Consider the following 17208-nt stretch of genomic DNA (forward strand, 5'->3'; position numbering starts at 1 on the left):
TCAAAAAAGATTTTTAATTGGTTTGTAGGGGCATAATATATTATGCCCGTAAAGAGTTTTAATGAAGATTTTACAGCATTTTCTTCCCCCTCTCCCCCCTCTCCCCCTCTTTCCTATTTCTTCTACTTATTATTCACTATCCTATTTTGGTTGAGGATAAAATCTTGGATATTTTTATTGATAGTTTGACATATCTGATCTAAAGGTAAATCATTTGGGTCAGTACCGAAAGGGTTTTCTATTTCTAAGGCGATGGCTTCTATACCATATAGTATATAACTGACGATCGTAACAAAAGGAATTGTTGCCCATCCTAAAGACTCAACACATTGAAAGGGTAATAAAACACAGTAGAGAAACAGTAACTGTCGCAGATGGATACTATAGGAGTAAGGAATAGGGGTTTTCAAAATTCTTTCACATCCTCCTACCATATCCATCAAAATATTAATTAAATTCTGGATACTCGTTAATTGATACTCGTTGAGATTGTGCTTTTGATATTCTTGATATAAATACTCTCCTAAATAACTAGCGACTTGTAAAGGTAAGTGTTGACTGGTTATTAATTGGTGATAGTGAAAAGCGGAAAGGAAAGGTTGTATTTCTTCCTCCCCTATTTTTCCCCGTAAATGGTTTTTGGTGACGATGGCAAAGACGGTTAATAATTTAAGGGTGTCGATTTTTCTTTGTGTGTCTTCGGGAGTAACTTCTTTCACGTTTACCCAAATTTGCCATGCTAAATTCCTCAAGGTATTGGTTATTGTACCCCATAGTTTGCGCCCTTCCCAAAATCGATCGTTAGCGGAGTTAGTACGAAAAACCAATAGTAAACTTAATACTATAGTAGGAATTAAACTGGTTAAAGCAGGTTGCCCTTGCAAAAATCCATATTGATTTGCGAAAGACACTAAAATGGATATTACTCCAAAAAATACTGCTTTTTCCCATACATCAGGAAGAATCGATGTATTAATATTAAATAATGCTCGAAACCAAGATTTTCTATTCTTATGAAAATTACTAAACTTCATCACTACTCGATCGAAATTGCCCATTAATCATTATGATAAGCTAAAACGCATCTAAATATAATGGTGAAGATAGAAAAGGGAAAAGATATTTTTAAAGTTTTTTTCTCTTAATTCTTGTGTTAAACACATTCCCTAGAATGATTATATAAATTTTAATTTGACATTGTTAATTGTTAATTATTAATTCTAATTATTTATAAGCCCAAAATGCGATAAATAGTTTTTTTGATTTCGTCACCTTTTTTCGCTTTTAAATCAGGAGAAACAACTCCAGAAGGTTTATTTATTACTCCTTGAGCGCCTAACATTCTGGCTTGATTAATTTTAGGTGAATTAATGTCAGCACCGGTTACAATCATTATTTTTGCAGTACTTTTTGCTTTAACATTTTGTAAAAAAGTAATACCATCCATTTCTGGCATTTCTAAATCTAAAATGATTAAATCTGGTTGAATATTTGTTAATTTAGCCAAAGCCTCTTTACCATCGGACGCATACTCTACGATCGATAAATTAACATCTTCACTGATAATATTACCTAGAATAACCCTCATAATAGGAGAGTCATCCACAATCATAATTTGTTTTTTCATGACTATAACTTTAATTTTTAAATCTATCAGCTATATTTTATCCTAGTTATTAATTATTGATTCAACAAAGTAAATAATCTTGATTTACTAATATTAAATTGTAAAATTTTGTTATCATAAAACTTAATAAAATTCAATAAATCTAAACATAAAACTTGGTTAAAAAAAAGATTTTTGGGCTCTTCTACAATAGTTATGCTAAATTAATAGAAAATAATTAATATAAACTTTATCAACTATAGCTTTGATTATTAAAAAAATGCAATTGTTATAAATTAACAGTTTGAATTTAATCTAATACCTGCTACCCGATACCTGATACCTGATATCTGATACCTTTTTTAGACATAATTTATCATATTCAACCAAAATAATGATTAATGTAGAATCTGCGATCGTAACTGTAGGCTTAACTAAACAATTTGAAAGACATATCGCCGTTAATGATGTCGATTTACAAATCACCAAAGGTGATGTATATGGTTTAATAGGACCAAATGGTGCAGGAAAAACCACTTTGATTAGAATGTTGGCGGCGGCAGAAAATCCCACCAAAGGAGAAATTTATTTGAATGGCGATCGACTACTACTAAATGAAAGTAATCGAGATATAAAACGACACATCGGTTATTTACCCGACGACTTTCCCTTATATGATGACTTGACAGTCATTGACTATTTAGAATATTTTGCCCGATTATACAACCTCAAACAACCCCAACGCCGTCAAAGAATCCAAGAAGTATTAGACTTAGTTAACCTCGAATCAAAACGTAACGCCTTGATTGCCACCCTTTCTAGGGGGATGAAACAAAGATTGAGTTTAGCAAGGACAATTATCCATCTTCCTACTATTCTAGTGTTAGATGAGCCAGTTTCAGGATTAGATCCCATCGCACGATTGGAATTTAGAGAAAGTATTAAAACCTTACAAAAAATCGGCATGACAATTTTAATCTCCTCCCATGTCTTGTCTGACTTAGCAGAATTGTGTAATGCGGTAGGAATTATGGAGTTGGGATGTTTAGTGGAAAGCACGACTCTCAAAGACTTATATAGTCGTCTGAGTCGTCAACAAATTATCATTAGTAGCTTAGGAGAAGGGGATAAATTAGAAGGCGAATTAAAAAACTGTCATAGTGTTAAGGCATGGGAAAAACTACCTCATGGAGAAATCAAGGTAGAATTTGCAGGAGATAGTCAAGACAGGGCAAATTTACTCAAAAGTCTCATGGATGCTAATATTCCTATCCATGACTTTCATTGTCAACAGGAAGACTTAGAAACTATTTTCCTTCGTTTAGGGCATAAACAGGTAAGCTAAGATGTATCTTTTTAATCTTTTAAAAATTACTTGATTTTTCGCAATCAGACCATGAAAAATGTAAAATATAGATTAAGCTAGTTTGTATTCAAGTTTACTGATAATAGAAGAAAAAAGAATTTAAGTCATTGTTTAAACTTAATAAAAATGGCTCATCTACAGTAGTTATGATATTTTAGTAGTAAATAATTGTTAAAATTATTGATATATAATAGGTTGATAATTTTAAAAATGTAGATGTTATAAATTTACTATTTTAATTTAACCTAACACTTGCTAACTGATACCTGAAACCTTTTTTTAGACATAATTTATCATACTCAAAGTAGAAGAGCCATAAAAATTAAAATAAATACTTTTTAGCTATCTGATTCCTTACTCTTTATTTCTTATTTTACTCATTATTTCCATAAAAAATTAATTAGTTATGGCTGAGTCACAAAATCCTGCAAATCCCAATCAAGCAATTGAACTTTATATTCAAAGAGTGACAGAATTAAGTCAATTAGGACAAAAAATTCCCACTAATCAAGACTTATTAAAAATCGCTTCGGAATTAGGTATTTCCGATGAAGAAATACAAGCCGCCCAAAAACAGTCTCAAGCTCATTTTATTCGCGCTCAAGGTTACTCAAAACATCGTCATTGGGAAGATGCGATCGAAGAATTACAAGAAGCATTAGCTTTTAATCCATTTAATTTACCGATGTTGCATTTACTGATAAATTGTTATATCGGAAGATGGAAAGATAAGCATAATTCAGAGGATGAAGAATTAATTAGAATTAGAGTGAAACAGTGTTTAGAAATTCAACCTGATGATGAAGAATCCTTGAATTTATTAGCTCAATTAGATAAACTAATTATGACTTATAAATATCAATTATGGGGATTAGGAGCGTTAGGATTATTAACTATTGGTTCATTAACTGGATTTCTGATTTTAAATAATCTTTCTTTCAATTTATTTTCTAAAAATGATCTAAAAATAGAAGAAACACGCAAAGAATTAATTAAGGAAATTGAGAGTTTACAAAGTGAACAAATATTGTTATATAATAATTTATTAGACAAGTTAAAAGAGCAGGAAAATTTTGATAATAATTTACAACTAGAGATAGAAATTTTGAAAAAAGAACTTAAACAGTTAAATGAACAATATAAAGAATTAGAGAAAAAAAGTGGTACATCAGGCAATCAAAATCAAGCTGATGAATCAACAGCCCCAACACCATAAAATTAAAAATATTTTCAATTATCATAAAATGAATCAAGGATTAGCATTACATACATCCAGTGGAGAATTAGGATTAAGTATTATTAATAAAGATAATATTTGTCGTTGTCAATCATGGGATTTAGGCAGAGATTTAGCTAATAATTTACAAGAAAAAATAGGGGAATTTTTACCTCCTATTTTATGGCAAGACTTAGATTTTATCGCCGTAGCAAAAGGACCTGGTAGTTTTACCAGTACAAGGATAGGTGTCGTTACAGCTAAAACTTTAGCCCAACAATTAAATATCCCTGTCTTTGGCATTTCTACTTTAGAATCTTTAGCTTGGTATCACGGTAAAAACCTCGATAATTCTAGTATTTTAGCGGTGGAAATGAAGGCTAATTTAGAAGAAGTTTTCGGGGCTATTTATCAATTTATTAATCAAAATACTCTGTTATTAAGTCTTCGGCTCGATCGAGCTTATAAAAAGGAAGAATGGGATATAATTATTAAAGAATATCAGGATAAAAAAGAGCCTAATTTTCATCACATTATTGCCCCTGATAAATTAGCTTTTACAACAGAAAGTTTATTAGAAATTGCTATGCTTAAAATAAACAATAATCAAGATAATAGCGTTAATAATTGGCAAAATTTAACACCTTTTTATAATTAATAGTAAATAAAAAATTAATTCTCTGTCTAATTGAGGTAAAATAACCCTAAAATAAAGTTTTTTATATTCTATATTATTTATGACGATCGAAGCACAAGGAAAAATTAATATTAGGGGTGTAAATCACTACTACGAATGGATTAGACAACCCTCTGCTAATAATCTGGCTAAACCCGTGATGGTTTTTATTCATGGTTGGGGTGGCTCTTGCCGATACTGGCGTACTACGGCTAGTTCGATCGTCTCCGAATATGATTGTTTGTTATATGATATGCGAGGTTTTGGGCAATCAAAAGAAGAAAAAGAGGTAAATATTGGTTATGAATTAGAAGATTATGCTCAAGATTTATTGATATTATTAGACACCTTTAATCTGGAAAAAATTTATTTTAATGCCCATTCTATGGGGGCTTCTGTAGGTACAATATTTTTGAATTTAGCACCAGAAAGAATCCATAAAGCAATTTTGACTTGCAATGGAATTTTTACTTATAATGCCCTTGCTTTTTCAGCTTTTCATAAAGTAGGTGGATATGTGGTTAAATTTCGTTATGACTGGTTTTTAAAAGTGCCTTTTGCAGATAAAATGTTCATGGCAAGATTTTTACATCAACCGATACCAAAAGATATGAGTATTGCGTTTTTAGAAGACTTTTTATTAGCAGATTATAACGCTGCTTTAAATACAATTTACTCATCAGTAAGTAAAAAAGCAGTGGATGTTATGCCTCAAGAATTTGCGAAAATAAAAGTACCAACTTTGTTAATTTCAGGAGAAAAAGATCAGATAATTCCTGCAAGTATGGGTAGGGAAGCCGTCGCTTTAAATACAGATAATATTGCTTATGTAGAAATTCCTAAAACTGGTCATTTTCCTATGTTAGAAGATGAAAAAACTTACTTAAATGCTATTAAGAATTTTCTTAAATAATCTCTGGAAATTAATAAGAGAAAGAAATAAGAGTTATGATTCTTCTATTTTGAGTATGATAAATTATGTCTAAAAAAAGGTATCAGGTATCGGGTAGCAGGTATTATTCTCGACAACCTCGATACCATTATCCTCCACAGACTTTTTGACCGACTGCCCATCGGCTTTAATGTTTTAACCGTTACCGACCCGCTATGCACTGTACGTTTGTGTGACATCTCCCACACTGACCTAACGGTACAGATGTGGGCTTCTTAACTTCGCAATTAAGAGTTTCTGCTTCACAGGACGGCACTAGCCTTACAGACAAGTCCACAAGACCCCCTAAATCATGAAGAACCAAATAAATTAGCGAATAAGGCTTTTCCGTCAGTAAATCCTAATGCCTTATCACTCGCCCTTTCTGGGTGAGGCATCATCCCTAAAACATTACCTTTTATGTTAGTAATTCCTGCGATATTTTCACATGAACCATTAGGATTATTTTCAGGGTTTATTTGTCCTTTTTCGTCACAATAACGAAATAATATTTGTCCATTATCTTCTAACTGTTTTAGGGTATCCTCATCGGCATAATAATTGCCCTCTCCGTGCGCAATGGGAAAACAAACTACTTCTTGAGATTCATAGCCTTTTGTCCAAAGGGAGTTATTATGTTCTACTCTAATGGGAATTTGATCACAGATAAAGTGTAAATCTCGATTACGGGTTAATGCCCCAGGTAACAAGCCTACTTCGGTTAATACTTGAAAACCGTTACATATTCCTAACACTAATTTCCCTTTTTCGGCGTGTTCTACTATACTTTTCATTACTGGAGAAAAACGGGCGATCGCACCACACCGCAGATAATCGCCGTAACTAAACCCCCCCGGTATCACGATGGTATCAATATCATCTATATCTGTTTCTTGATGCCATATCATGCGGGTTGGTTGATTTAATATTCCTTCTGTCACCATTGCTATATCTCGATCGCAATTTGAGCCGGGAAACACTACTACGCCAAATTTCATAATTAATAAAGTTTGAATAAAATAAATATAAAAGAATTATAATATAAATAAGAGATTGCTTCGTACCTCGCAATGACATAGCAATTTGATGAGATAGTTTCTTGTCTTGCAATGACAGATAAGGGCGATTGGTTCGTGTCTTGCGATGAGAGACAAGGAGAATTGGTTCGTGTCTTGCAATAACATCATCAACTTATGACATAGGAGTCAAATCGAAGGAGTAATTTTCAATGACGGGATTAGCTAAAAGTTGGTCACACATTTGATGTATTTGTCGATCGGCGGATTCTTCACTGTCTGCGGTGACGGTTAATTCGATATATTTGCCTATTCTGACGTTTTCTACTCCTTGATAGCCTAATTGGTGTAACCCTGATTCTACAGCCGTTCCAGCAGGGTCTAATACTGAAGGTCTTAAGGTTACATATACTTTAGAATTGAATTTTTTAGCCATGAATAGTTCCCATAAAAATCTTTAAGTTCAACTCGATCGAGTTGCATCTAAACATTTTATCTCAAATTTGCCCTATCAAGATACTTGTTTAGGACTTACGCACCTCTAAGGATATTCTGTCCCAAGCGAGAGTAGCGAAGGAATCTCAATCCTTTGATTTTTGGTACAAGTGCCTAACTTCTATTGTTGATAAAATTTAGTTACTTTTTGTTTTCCCATCTAAATAAAAACACCATTAAAGCAATTACAGCAATTTGAATTAATAAATTAGGGATATTATCAGAAACATTTTTCCCTGCTATTATTTGAATAAAAAAGATAAATGCACCAATCGCCCCCGAAGCTCCAAAACCAAAATAAATAAATTTTCTTAGCCCCTTATAAGGTTTTTCTGCCTCTGCTTTTAGATAGGCATATTCTTCATTATTTAACTGTTTTTTCTGTGAATTTTTAGGTAAATTATTCATAAATATTTGTATTTTAAAAGCTCAATTTTTAGTAATTTTAAAGTGTTGTTTAATTAAATCCCATTTAGAAATATCCCAATAATCATAATGACCAATAATCAAATTATTTTCAATTTTTAATTCACTTCTACCCGATACTGAAACAAAAGGTTGCCAAGGTAAAGGGCTATTCCATGACATTGTCCAACGAGTATCTATTTGATTTTCACTTTCAGTAATTTCGTGTAATTCTAAGGTCAAATTTTTAAACCATTTACTCAAAAAAGAGATCATTTCTTGATATTTTTTTAATCCATAAAAATCATAAACAGGGTCTTTAAAATGTACGTTTTCAGCATAAATACTATAGGTGGGATTTTCGGGAAATCTCTCATAATCGGCTTTAATTGTTTCTAATAAGTTCATAATTTTATCCGTGAATTTCTTGAGTTTGACTTTTTTCTATTTCTAGTAAAATCTTGGGCTTTAATAATTCTAAATCTTCTTTGAGTTTTTTCCTACTAATTACCGCCTCATCGTTATGTTTTATGTTTAACATATTGCTAACAGAAGCCCATTGTTTTAAATTAGTCCTTTGTTTGAGCATGACTTTAAAAGATAATAAATCTTGACATTTATCAGGATTTCCTAAACTATAAAATAGTAAAAAGTATTGCTTAGATTCACTTAAAATTGTTACCATTTGTTGACCTATTTTTGTTTTTAAATCTAGGTAACAGGGCAACCAACGAGCGCCATCTTCGAGACTATACAAAACAGTTAACCATAAAATCATTGGATGAGGATAACTTTGAAATAAAAATTGATTATAGCGAATATTATTACTTCTTTTTTTGATGTCTTCCAGTTCTAACATGGTACAAATGCTAGGATATACTTTCTTCTCAAAGGGGAAAATTCTGGGAAAGACAATTTTTTGTTGCGGTTTATTACTAGGCCATTTTGCTGTTAATAAAAAGGTTTCTAAGGGAGACTTTTGCTCAACATTTACTAATTGAGATTGTTCAAATTCAATTTTTTGGATACTAGATTCTGGATTTATTTTACGCGCAATAAAGTCTAATTTTTGGGTAATTTCTCCGATACTTTGAGGGCGATAATTAGGAGATTTTTCCAGACATTTTAAAATTAATTTCTCTAATTCAGGGGGAATATTTAATTCAGGAGGAAAAGGTGCAGGAGTTAATTCGGTATGGGCTTTATACCATGCTGCGATCGAATTAATTTCTAATTCCCAAGGATATTTTTGGGCTAACATCAAATACATTACCATACCTAAACTATAAATATCCGATCGATTGTCTAAGTCTAGCCCTTGTATTTGCTCTGGAGAACAATATCTAGGTGTACCCATAAAGGCTTCAGTGTCGCCTTTGTCATCTTTAACTAATTTGGCGATACCAAAATCTAATACTTTAATGATTTGTTTTCCCGTGTCATCTTCAATAATGAATATATTACTAGGTTTTAAGTCTCGATGAATAACAGGGCAAATTTCTCCTTCAAAAAAAATACCGTTATGGGCGGTTTCCATTGCTAGACAAATCTGGCGAGAAAAATCTAAAAACTGAGTTAAAGAAAGATTATGAATTTCAATAAAGTCGTCAAGGTTTTCGCCGTTAAGATATTCCATGACATAAAAGGGTGTTTTATGTTGATCTACCCCGTAATCCGTCACTCTCACAATGTTATCACTTCTTTCTGACAATAAAGCACTAATAGTAGCTTCTTTTTGAAATCTCTTAATCATCTTCATATCGTCTAAAGCCTTAGACAAAATTTTCACTGCTACGCTGTGATTTTTGGAGACGGTATCTTCGGCACGATATACTATACCCATCGCACCCTGTCCAATTACTTCTTGTAATTGATAACGTTTAACTAATAAGTTTTCCTTAGATAAATCACCCTGACTCATAGTAATTTAGATGGTTTTGTTTTTTTATTATAGAGTTTTCTTAGTTTTCCCTGATCTTTCTTTTTTGGTATCATTGAGTGAGATTGTAGAGAAAACCATTGAGAAATTGTGACATTGTTAGTTATAATTTGTGGAAGTTCGATCGATCGTAGTTTTCAATTTTATTTGTTCATTGTACTTTCCTTAATGTTGTCAGGTTTATTATGGAAAAAATTTATATTCCTCGTTTATTAAAAATGCCTGAGCAAAAAGAGGACATCAGTTTAAATCATCAAATTGCTGGTTTAAATAGCCTTACTCCCGTGAGAGGTTTTTTTCAGGTTGCCCATCGGGGAAATTTTTTAGAATTACAGTTACAAGCCCATACTATTTTAACCTTAACCTGCGATCGATGTTTACAAACTTTTAACCATCGTTTAGAGGTGGATACTTCGGAAATTATTTTATTAAAAGAGGAAGACCCTAATTTAAGCTATCCTTTAGAAAGAGAAATTATCAGCGAAGATTTATCGGAAACCTTACCCCCCGATGGTGAATTAATCGTTGATGAATGGATTTATGAACAATTATCCTTAGCTATGCCATTGCGTATTCTCTGCGGTAATGACTGTCAACCTCCTTCGATCGAATCTCAAAATAATCATACTATTAAGGACGATCGTTGGTCTAGTTTAGCTAGTTTATTGAATCAGAATCAGTGATGACTAAATAAATGTTGAGAAAATATATATTGTTTTTTTTATGTTTAATCTGTATTATTTTATCAGGTTGTGACAAAAAACAAACGATCGATAATCTCCCGATTGTTGTTCCTAATATTCCCATTAATACCGAATCGATCGAACTACCATCAGATTTTAAACCCGTAATCGGGGAAATAATTTATCTACCTATTTACTCCAATATTTATCATTCTAATCAAAAAAGATTGCACAATTTGGGCATAACAATTACTTTTCACAATACAGATTTAGAAAACAATATCATTATTAAATCCTTAAAATATTACGACACTCAAGGAAATTTAATTGAAAATTATGTACAAAATCCTGTTAGTTTAAAACCCCTTGCATCAACAAATTTATTTATTGCTGATAATGACACAAGGGGCGGAATAGGCTCTAATTTTTTGATAGAATGGGTAGCTGATCAAAAAGTTTCTAGTCCGAAAGCAGAAGCCATAATGTTGAGTACCGCTAGTACTCAAGGAATTTCTTTTACTACTCAAGGAAAAGTAATCAGAGAATTGCAACTAAATCAGCAACAAAATAAAATAGAATGGACAATTAAGAATTAAGAATTAAGAATTAAGAATTAAGAATTAAAAACTACTCGTTATTCATTATTCATTAAATATTGGTTTCTACAAAATCTTTTAATTTATCTTTGCCGATGGCACCTTCATAACTAGCCACAATTTTCCCTTCTTTAAAAACTCTAAAAGCTGGAACACCCTCAACTTTACAAAATGCAACACTATTCGGACTGGCATCTACTTCTAGTTTAACCACTTTTAATCGATCGTCATAGTTTTCTGCAACCCAATTAACAGAAGGAGACACGAGACGACAAGGACCACACCAAGAAGCCCAAAAATAGGCTAATACAGTTCCATTTTCCTTGACAACTTCATTGTCAAACTGAGAATCACTAATTTCAATTACTTTACTCATATTCAATAAAATTTTCTCGATAATAACTATTTTTTATAATCAAACATTTCTGATCTTACTCTACAATGGACTCGCTCTTAGACTTAGATATTGCGATCAGAATTGCGCATTTCTACAATAGACTTCTCCATTAATTAAGATTTTAAGGGCTGAAGCCCTTACTACGAACCATTAAAAATAATTTTTACCAGATGTCTAATCATTAATTATTCATTATATTTTAAGCTAAACTGAAAATATCCATAAATGTACGGAACAACTGGACAGGTTATCATAATATGTTTTCGATCGAAACCACTTACACTTAAGCCAGAGAAAATTTAGCCAATCTTTTAAACAATAAAGATTGAAAGATAAAAAGAAAAAATTTTATATGGAACTAAGGTGAGATTTAAGATATTGTTCACTTAAAATAATGAGACTAATACTTAACAATAAAGTAAATAAAGCACCATAAAAATTAAAATAAAAAATCGCTAAAGCCATAATCAATGTGATCAAAATATAAGTTAAGGCTACTTTTTGATGACTCCATCCAGAACGTTGTAATCTTTGATATATGTGGGTTCTGTGGGCTTGAAAAACATTTTCTTTTCTACTAAGGCGACAAAAAATAGTATAGATAGCATCCCCCGCTAAGGGTAATGTAATAAAAATCGCTGACCATGATAAACTTAAGCTCTCAGGATTTTGTAACAAGGCAATAGCGATCGAACCTCCTAAAAAAGTACTTCCCACATCTCCCATAAATATCTTAGCAGGAGACCAATTCCAGTACAAAAATCCTAATAATGCACCGATGAGAATTAACCATTGATATTGTTGTAAATAGATAGCTAAAAAGGAAAATTGCACCACACACACCCCAGCGACAATACCGTCTAAACCATCCATAAAGTTATAGAAGTTAATTAAAGCAGTAAATCCTATCACCGTTAAAACAGAGGCGATAATCACTCCCATTAAGCCGAGATTATCAAAGGGAAAGGGAAACAAATTGTAATGAATGACAGCAAAAATGGCAACGGCAAACTGCACCCCATAACGCCAAAGAGATGGTAAGTTAAATCGATCGTCCAAAAAACCGACAATAGTTAAAGGTAAAAGAATTAAGGGCAAAAATATATCCGATTGTATAGAGGAAGAAGGTAATAAATAAAGAATAATGACACCAATCACAAAAGTTATCACAAATCCTAAACCTCCTCCCCTTGGGGTTGGTTTAACATGGGAACTACGTTCATTAGGAATATCTAAAAGTTGTTTACTAAAATTCTGTTTAATCAGAAATACCAATAGCAAACTCAACAAAAAACTAGCTATAGCAAGAAGTATAATTGACATAAAAAAAATCTAAAAATAAAAATTCAGTGTTCAGCAATCATTAATCCATAATATTAAGCGAAGACGCATTTAACTTACCGTTTTTATTAACAGGGAGTTTAAACCCCTTGCCCATAACTTCATCGCTTACCTGTTGCCTCTTGCTTTTTGCCTCTTGCCTACCTTCATCGAGAATTTTATAGTTCACTGAGGTTTGTATGAGGTCAGTTTTATTAAAAAACCTTTAAAAATACACCCAGTAATTGTTACAAATTTTAACAAACTAACTATGAAACCCCAAAAAGATTTAATCTATAACCTAATGAATTGATAATGATACTTGGTTTTAAAATAAAAATAATTCAATGACAATAAAAGCAAGTGGCGGTAGTTCTCTAGCGAAACCGCAATTATACCAAACTGTAGCTGTCTCAACTATTATTCAAGCTGAACAGCAAGATCGTTTTCTCGATAATAATGAATTAGGTGAATTAGACAACTTTTTTAAATCTGGGGCAAAAAGATTAGAAATTGCCGAAGTATTAACGGCTAGTTCTGATTTAATCGTTTCCCGTGCGGCTAACCGTATCTTTACGGGAGGCTCACCCATGTCTTTCTTGGAAAAACCTCCCGTTGATGAACCTGCGTTAGTAGGCGTTAGCGGTGGTGGTGGCTTACCTAGTGACATTCGTGCCGCTTTACAGTCCACTCAAACTTTTATTGATGCTGGAAAAGGTAGCAGTAGCGGTGGTGGTTTCTTAGGAGGTATTTTAGCTTCCTTTACTACCCCCGGTATCGGTGCAATTCCCTCTGGATTCCGCCCCATTAACATCGCTCGTTATGGTCCTAGTAATATGACCAAATCTTTACGAGATATGTCTTGGTTCTTGCGTTATGTTAGCTATGCCATCGTAGCAGGTGATCCTAACATTCTCGTAGTGAATACCAGAGGTTTAAGAGAAGTTTTAGAAAATGCCTGTTCGATCGATGCTACCATTGTGGCATTGTTAGAAATGAAAGCATCTTCCATCGGTTACTTCAAAAATGATGCGGAAGCCAAAGAAATTTTAACTCAATACTTTGATATTCTCATCAACGAGTTAAAAGCGCCCACTCCTGCGAATAAAGTTCGTCAACGTCCTTCTGGTGACGTACAAGGTTTAGAATTACCTCAAAGCTACTTTAATGCTTCTGAGCGTCGTCCTAAATTTGTGATGAAGCCGGGGTTATCTGCTTCTGAGAAAAATTCTGTAGTCAAAGCCGCTTATCGTCAAGTTTTCGAGCGTGACATCACCCGTGCTTATTCTCAGTCGATTTCTTACCTTGAGTCTCAGGTGAAAAATGGTGATATTTCCATGAAGGAATTTATCCGCCGTTTAGCTAAGTCTCCTTTATACCGTAAGCAATTCTTTGAGCCTTTCATCAACTCCCGTGCTTTAGAATTGGCTTTCCGTCATATTCTAGGACGTGGACCATCTTCCCGTGAAGAAGTACAAAAATACTTCTCGATCGTGTCTAGTGGTGGTTTAAACGCTTTAGTTGATGCCTTAGTGGACTCTCAGGAATACGCAGACTACTTCGGAGAAGAAACTGTACCCTACCTTCGTGGTTTGGGAGTGGAAGCTCAAGAGTGTCGTAACTGGGGAATGCAACAGGATTTATTCAACTATTCTGCTCCTTTCCGTAAAGTACCTCAATTTGTTACTACCTTTGCGAAGTACGATCGACCCTTACCAGATCAACACGTTTACGGTTCTGGAAATGATCCCCTTGAGATTCAATTCGGAGCGATTTTCCCCAAAGAAACCCGTAATCCTAGCAGTGCGCCTGCACCTTTCGGCAAGGATACCAAACGTATCTTAATCCATCGTGGACCCGGCATTAACAACCAAAACAGCAACCCCCGTGCCGTAGGAGAATATCCCGGTACTTTAGGAGCAAAAGTAGTTCGTTTAAACAACGAGTTACCCGGTGCAAGTAACGGTTTAGGAGTGAAATTCGGTGAAAGTTCTACCCAAGCCGTCATTCGTGCCGCCTACCGTCAAGTATTCGGTCGTGATGTCTATGAAGGACAAAGATTAACCGTTGCCGAAATCAAACTCGAAAATGGTGATATTAGCTTAAGAGAATTTATCCGTATCTTAGCGAAATCGGAAACCTTCTTAAAAACCTACTGGACTCCTTTCTACGTTTGTAAAGCGATCGAATTCATCCACCGCCGTTTATTAGGTCGTCCCACCTACGGACGTAGCGAAATGAACAAATACTTCGATTTAGCATCGAAAAAAGGCTTCTATGCCCTTGTGGACGCTTTAATCGACAGTGACGAGTATAACAAAGCCTTCGGTGAAGATACCGTTCCCTACGAGCGTTATTTAACCCCTGCTGGTTTACAAATGCGTAACGCCAGAGTTGGCACATTAAGAGAAGACATCGGACAAAGAGTTGACGTTGAAACCACTCCTCGATTCATCGAATTAGGACAAGTGTCTAACTTCCGTACCGATATTGAAGCTCGTGTTAATCAAGGTGTAACAGTTCAAAGAGAACAAACCAAAATCTTTAAACTCACCAACAATTACGACAAAGTACAGGTTAAAAACGTCATTCGTGCCGCTTACCGTCAAGTATTCGAGCGTGACATTGAACCTTACGTCATCAATGCAAACTTTACCAAACTGGAAAGTAAACTCAGCAACGGCGAAATTAGCGTCAAAGAGTTTATCGAAGGTATCGGTAGTTCTGAATTGTACCTCAAAGAATTTTATGCACCTTTCCCCAATACTAAAGTAATTGAGTTGGGTACAAAACATTTCTTAGGACGTGCGCCTTTAAATCAAAAAGAAATTCAGCACTATAACCGCATTTTAGCGACTGAGGGCTTCCGTGCCTTTATCAGTGCCTTAGTTGGTAGTATGGAATACGCCCAAGTATTCGGTGAAGATACCGTGCCTTATCGCCGTTTCCCCACCTTACCTGCGGCAAACTTCCCCAACACTGAAAGACTCTATAACAAGTTAACCAAACAGGATAACGAGTTAGTAGTACCCAGTTTTGTTCCTGCGGTAAGTACCTCTGCATCTATTAACTAGATTAATTTCGATCGGTGGGCATTGCCCACCCTACTTTTAATTTCACAGTAAAGATAAAATGGATATTAATAAGGCGATCGAAGAATTAGTAAATGATAAAAATATTCGATTTGCTCGTTTAATGAAAATTACAGAAAGTTTTTTTGGTGAACCTAGAAATAGAGGCTCAAGTCATTATCCTTTTAAAGTACCATGGAAAGGAGAACCTAGAATTAATTTACAAGAAGGAAAACAAGGTAAAGCGAAACCCTATCAAGTTAAACAAGTTAGATTAGCATTAATAAAACTAAGGGAAATTCAAGAAGGAAAAAACAATGATTAATATTAGTGAATATGTGAAAAATTACGCTTATTTAGTGGAATATTCAGTAGAAGATGAGGCATATTTAGCAAAATGTATGGAATTAGGGATTATGGCGCACGGAGACACTCAGGAAGAAGCGATACAAGAAATTAAAGAAGCTGTTAGAGTTCATTTATTAATGTTATTAGAAGATGAAGATGATATTCCTGAACCTAAATCCATTCTTGATTTTCATGAGGCTCGATCGATACTATGTAAATTTGGTTAGTATGTGGAGATAGGTTAAAATGCTATACTGGTTTTTCATGGCATTCATTTTTTGGCCTATGATAGTTTTCGTAATATTGCCTATTATATTTTACATCATTGAATCAACGAAGCACTTCGTTTGCTAATGCAAATCGCCCAAAGTTCGATCGCCAGTAGGTTGGGTAGAGGCATCGAAACCCAACAAAATCATGATTAATGGATGTTTAAATGTTGGGTTGCACTTCGTTTAACCCAACCTACTTTTTTTATGTTAAACTTAACTACTGAATTAGAACGGTAAGTGTTGTTTAGATGTAATTTGAATGGAATCCAGAAAAAGCAAACTCAAACTTGAAAAAGCATGGTGTTTCATTCAGCGAAGCATCTACTGTTTTCAACGATCCTTTGTCTGTAACATTTCCTGATCCAGATCACTCTTTTGGCGAGGAGTGTTACGTTATCATTGGATTATCAAGAGCTAATCGTATTCTAATAGTGTCTCATACAGATCGAGCAGATTGCGTTCGGATTATTAGCGCACGAGAAGCAACCCGAAATGAACGGAGGTTTTATGAAAATGGAGATTAATGACGAAATACGTCCTGAATATGATTTTAGTAATATGAAAGGTGGTGTTAGAGGAAAATATGTCGATCGATACCAAGCAGATACAAACATAGTATTACTTGAACCTGACGTTGCTCAAGCTTTTCCTACCAGTGACTCCGTGAATGAAGCACTTCGTTTGCTAATGCAAATCGCCCAAAGGCAGAAGCCTAACAGTAGGTTGGAGCAGACTTCTCAAATGTAATTGTTACAGTTTAATAAATATTCAGGGCAAACGCATACTAAAAATTTGTGAGATACTGAAAAAGTTAAGTTAGTTTTCGTGTTTGACTAAAAACCCTGATGAGTACTGTCGTAAATTCATTATC

The 17208-nt window shown here is 34.0% G+C and carries 20 protein-coding genes; 11 read left to right on the plus strand and 9 right to left on the minus strand.

Annotation, left to right across the window (positions count from 1 at the left end; translation table 11 throughout):
• Positions 1-122: 122 nt before the first annotated feature.
• Both ACN4EE_RS17745 and ACN4EE_RS17750 read right to left on the minus strand, forming a co-directional pair.
• On the minus strand, positions 123-1058 hold the full coding sequence (locus ACN4EE_RS17745) for a bestrophin family protein (protein ID WP_431707806.1): 936 nt from the start codon (positions 1056-1058) through the stop codon (positions 123-125).
• A gap of 170 nt (positions 1059-1228) precedes the next feature.
• The gene (locus ACN4EE_RS17750) at positions 1229-1627 is read right to left on the minus strand and encodes a response regulator (protein ID WP_431707807.1); all 399 of its coding nucleotides are present in this window, start codon (positions 1625-1627) and stop codon (positions 1229-1231) included.
• 373 nt (positions 1628-2000) lie between these two features.
• Between ACN4EE_RS17750 and ACN4EE_RS17755 the strand changes: the two genes are divergently transcribed.
• The 4 genes from ACN4EE_RS17755 (at position 2001) to ACN4EE_RS17770 (ending at position 5777) form a co-directional block, all read left to right on the plus strand.
• Positions 2001-2951: an ABC transporter ATP-binding protein gene (locus ACN4EE_RS17755; RefSeq protein WP_431707808.1), complete on the plus strand. Its 951-nt coding sequence runs from the start codon at positions 2001-2003 to the stop codon at positions 2949-2951.
• A gap of 427 nt (positions 2952-3378) precedes the next feature.
• Positions 3379-4188, plus strand: a complete 810-nt coding sequence (locus tag ACN4EE_RS17760) for a tetratricopeptide repeat protein (RefSeq protein ID WP_431707809.1) — start codon at positions 3379-3381, stop codon at positions 4186-4188.
• On the plus strand, positions 4163-4846 hold the full coding sequence (gene tsaB, locus ACN4EE_RS17765; protein ID WP_431707810.1) for a tRNA (adenosine(37)-N6)-threonylcarbamoyltransferase complex dimerization subunit type 1 TsaB: 684 nt from the start codon (positions 4163-4165) through the stop codon (positions 4844-4846). The genes ACN4EE_RS17760 and tsaB overlap by 26 nt, the downstream gene beginning before the upstream one ends.
• Positions 4847-4925: 79 nt before the next feature.
• Positions 4926-5777 carry an alpha/beta fold hydrolase gene (locus ACN4EE_RS17770; RefSeq protein ID WP_431707811.1) on the plus strand — a complete coding sequence of 284 codons (852 nt, stop codon included), beginning with the start codon at positions 4926-4928 and terminating at the stop codon, positions 5775-5777.
• Positions 5778-6106: 329 nt separating this feature from the next.
• Here ACN4EE_RS17770 and purQ read toward each other — a convergent pair whose 3' ends face one another.
• The 5 genes from purQ to ACN4EE_RS17795 all read right to left on the minus strand — a co-directional run bounded on the left by purQ (position 6107) and on the right by ACN4EE_RS17795 (position 9632).
• Entirely contained in the window at positions 6107-6793 is a 687-nt protein-coding gene (gene purQ / locus ACN4EE_RS17775; protein ID WP_431707812.1) for a phosphoribosylformylglycinamidine synthase subunit PurQ, read from the minus strand.
• A 193-nt stretch (positions 6794-6986) separates the two neighbouring features.
• A complete protein-coding gene (purS, locus tag ACN4EE_RS17780) occupies positions 6987-7247 on the minus strand; it encodes a phosphoribosylformylglycinamidine synthase subunit PurS (RefSeq protein WP_431707813.1) in 261 nt (86 codons plus the stop codon).
• Between the two features lie 200 nt (positions 7248-7447).
• Complete coding sequence (locus ACN4EE_RS17785; protein WP_431707814.1) at positions 7448-7714, minus strand: DUF3493 domain-containing protein; 267 nt, start codon at positions 7712-7714, stop codon at positions 7448-7450.
• 21 nt (positions 7715-7735) lie between these two features.
• Positions 7736-8119: a DUF2358 domain-containing protein gene (locus ACN4EE_RS17790; RefSeq protein ID WP_431707815.1), complete on the minus strand. Its 384-nt coding sequence runs from the start codon at positions 8117-8119 to the stop codon at positions 7736-7738.
• 4 nt (positions 8120-8123) lie between these two features.
• Positions 8124-9632 (minus strand): serine/threonine-protein kinase, encoded by a 1509-nt coding sequence (locus ACN4EE_RS17795; protein ID WP_431707816.1) that lies wholly within the window; start codon positions 9630-9632, stop codon positions 8124-8126.
• Between the two features lie 203 nt (positions 9633-9835).
• Here ACN4EE_RS17795 and ACN4EE_RS17800 point away from each other — a divergent pair, with 203 nt between their 5' ends.
• Together ACN4EE_RS17800 and ACN4EE_RS17805 are read left to right on the plus strand one after the other, a co-directional pair.
• Positions 9836-10333 (plus strand): YceD family protein, encoded by a 498-nt coding sequence (locus ACN4EE_RS17800; protein ID WP_431707817.1) that lies wholly within the window; start codon positions 9836-9838, stop codon positions 10331-10333.
• Positions 10334-10362: 29 nt separating this feature from the next.
• Positions 10363-10929, plus strand: a complete 567-nt coding sequence (locus ACN4EE_RS17805) for a DUF3124 domain-containing protein (RefSeq protein WP_431707818.1) — start codon at positions 10363-10365, stop codon at positions 10927-10929.
• A gap of 52 nt (positions 10930-10981) precedes the next feature.
• Here ACN4EE_RS17805 and ACN4EE_RS17810 read toward each other — a convergent pair whose 3' ends face one another.
• Together ACN4EE_RS17810 and ACN4EE_RS17815 are read right to left on the minus strand one after the other, a co-directional pair.
• Positions 10982-11305: a thioredoxin family protein gene (locus tag ACN4EE_RS17810; protein WP_431707819.1), complete on the minus strand. Its 324-nt coding sequence runs from the start codon at positions 11303-11305 to the stop codon at positions 10982-10984.
• Positions 11306-11674: 369 nt separating this feature from the next.
• A complete protein-coding gene (locus ACN4EE_RS17815) occupies positions 11675-12649 on the minus strand; it encodes an MraY family glycosyltransferase (protein ID WP_431707820.1) in 975 nt (324 codons plus the stop codon).
• Between the two features lie 344 nt (positions 12650-12993).
• On the opposite strand from ACN4EE_RS17815, the gene ACN4EE_RS17820 reads away from it, so the two are divergent.
• From ACN4EE_RS17820 to ACN4EE_RS17840, 5 genes are all read left to right on the plus strand, one after another.
• Positions 12994-15720, plus strand: a complete 2727-nt coding sequence (locus ACN4EE_RS17820) for a phycobilisome rod-core linker polypeptide (RefSeq protein ID WP_431707821.1) — start codon at positions 12994-12996, stop codon at positions 15718-15720.
• A 58-nt stretch (positions 15721-15778) separates the two neighbouring features.
• A complete protein-coding gene (locus ACN4EE_RS17825) occupies positions 15779-16042 on the plus strand; it encodes a toxin HicA (protein ID WP_431707822.1) in 264 nt (87 codons plus the stop codon).
• Positions 16035-16292 (plus strand): type II toxin-antitoxin system HicB family antitoxin, encoded by a 258-nt coding sequence (locus ACN4EE_RS17830; RefSeq protein WP_431707823.1) that lies wholly within the window; start codon positions 16035-16037, stop codon positions 16290-16292. The genes ACN4EE_RS17825 and ACN4EE_RS17830 overlap by 8 nt, the downstream gene beginning before the upstream one ends.
• A 332-nt stretch (positions 16293-16624) precedes the next feature.
• Entirely contained in the window at positions 16625-16861 is a 237-nt protein-coding gene (locus ACN4EE_RS17835) for a BrnT family toxin (RefSeq protein WP_431707824.1), read from the plus strand.
• Positions 16830-17084, plus strand: a complete 255-nt coding sequence (locus ACN4EE_RS17840) for a hypothetical protein (RefSeq protein ID WP_431707825.1) — start codon at positions 16830-16832, stop codon at positions 17082-17084. The genes ACN4EE_RS17835 and ACN4EE_RS17840 overlap by 32 nt, the downstream gene beginning before the upstream one ends.
• Positions 17085-17208 lie beyond the last annotated feature (124 nt).

Origin of the sequence: Geminocystis sp. CENA526, assembly GCF_050753365.1 — a bacterium.
Classification (GTDB): Bacteria; Cyanobacteriota; Cyanobacteriia; order Cyanobacteriales; family Cyanobacteriaceae; genus Geminocystis.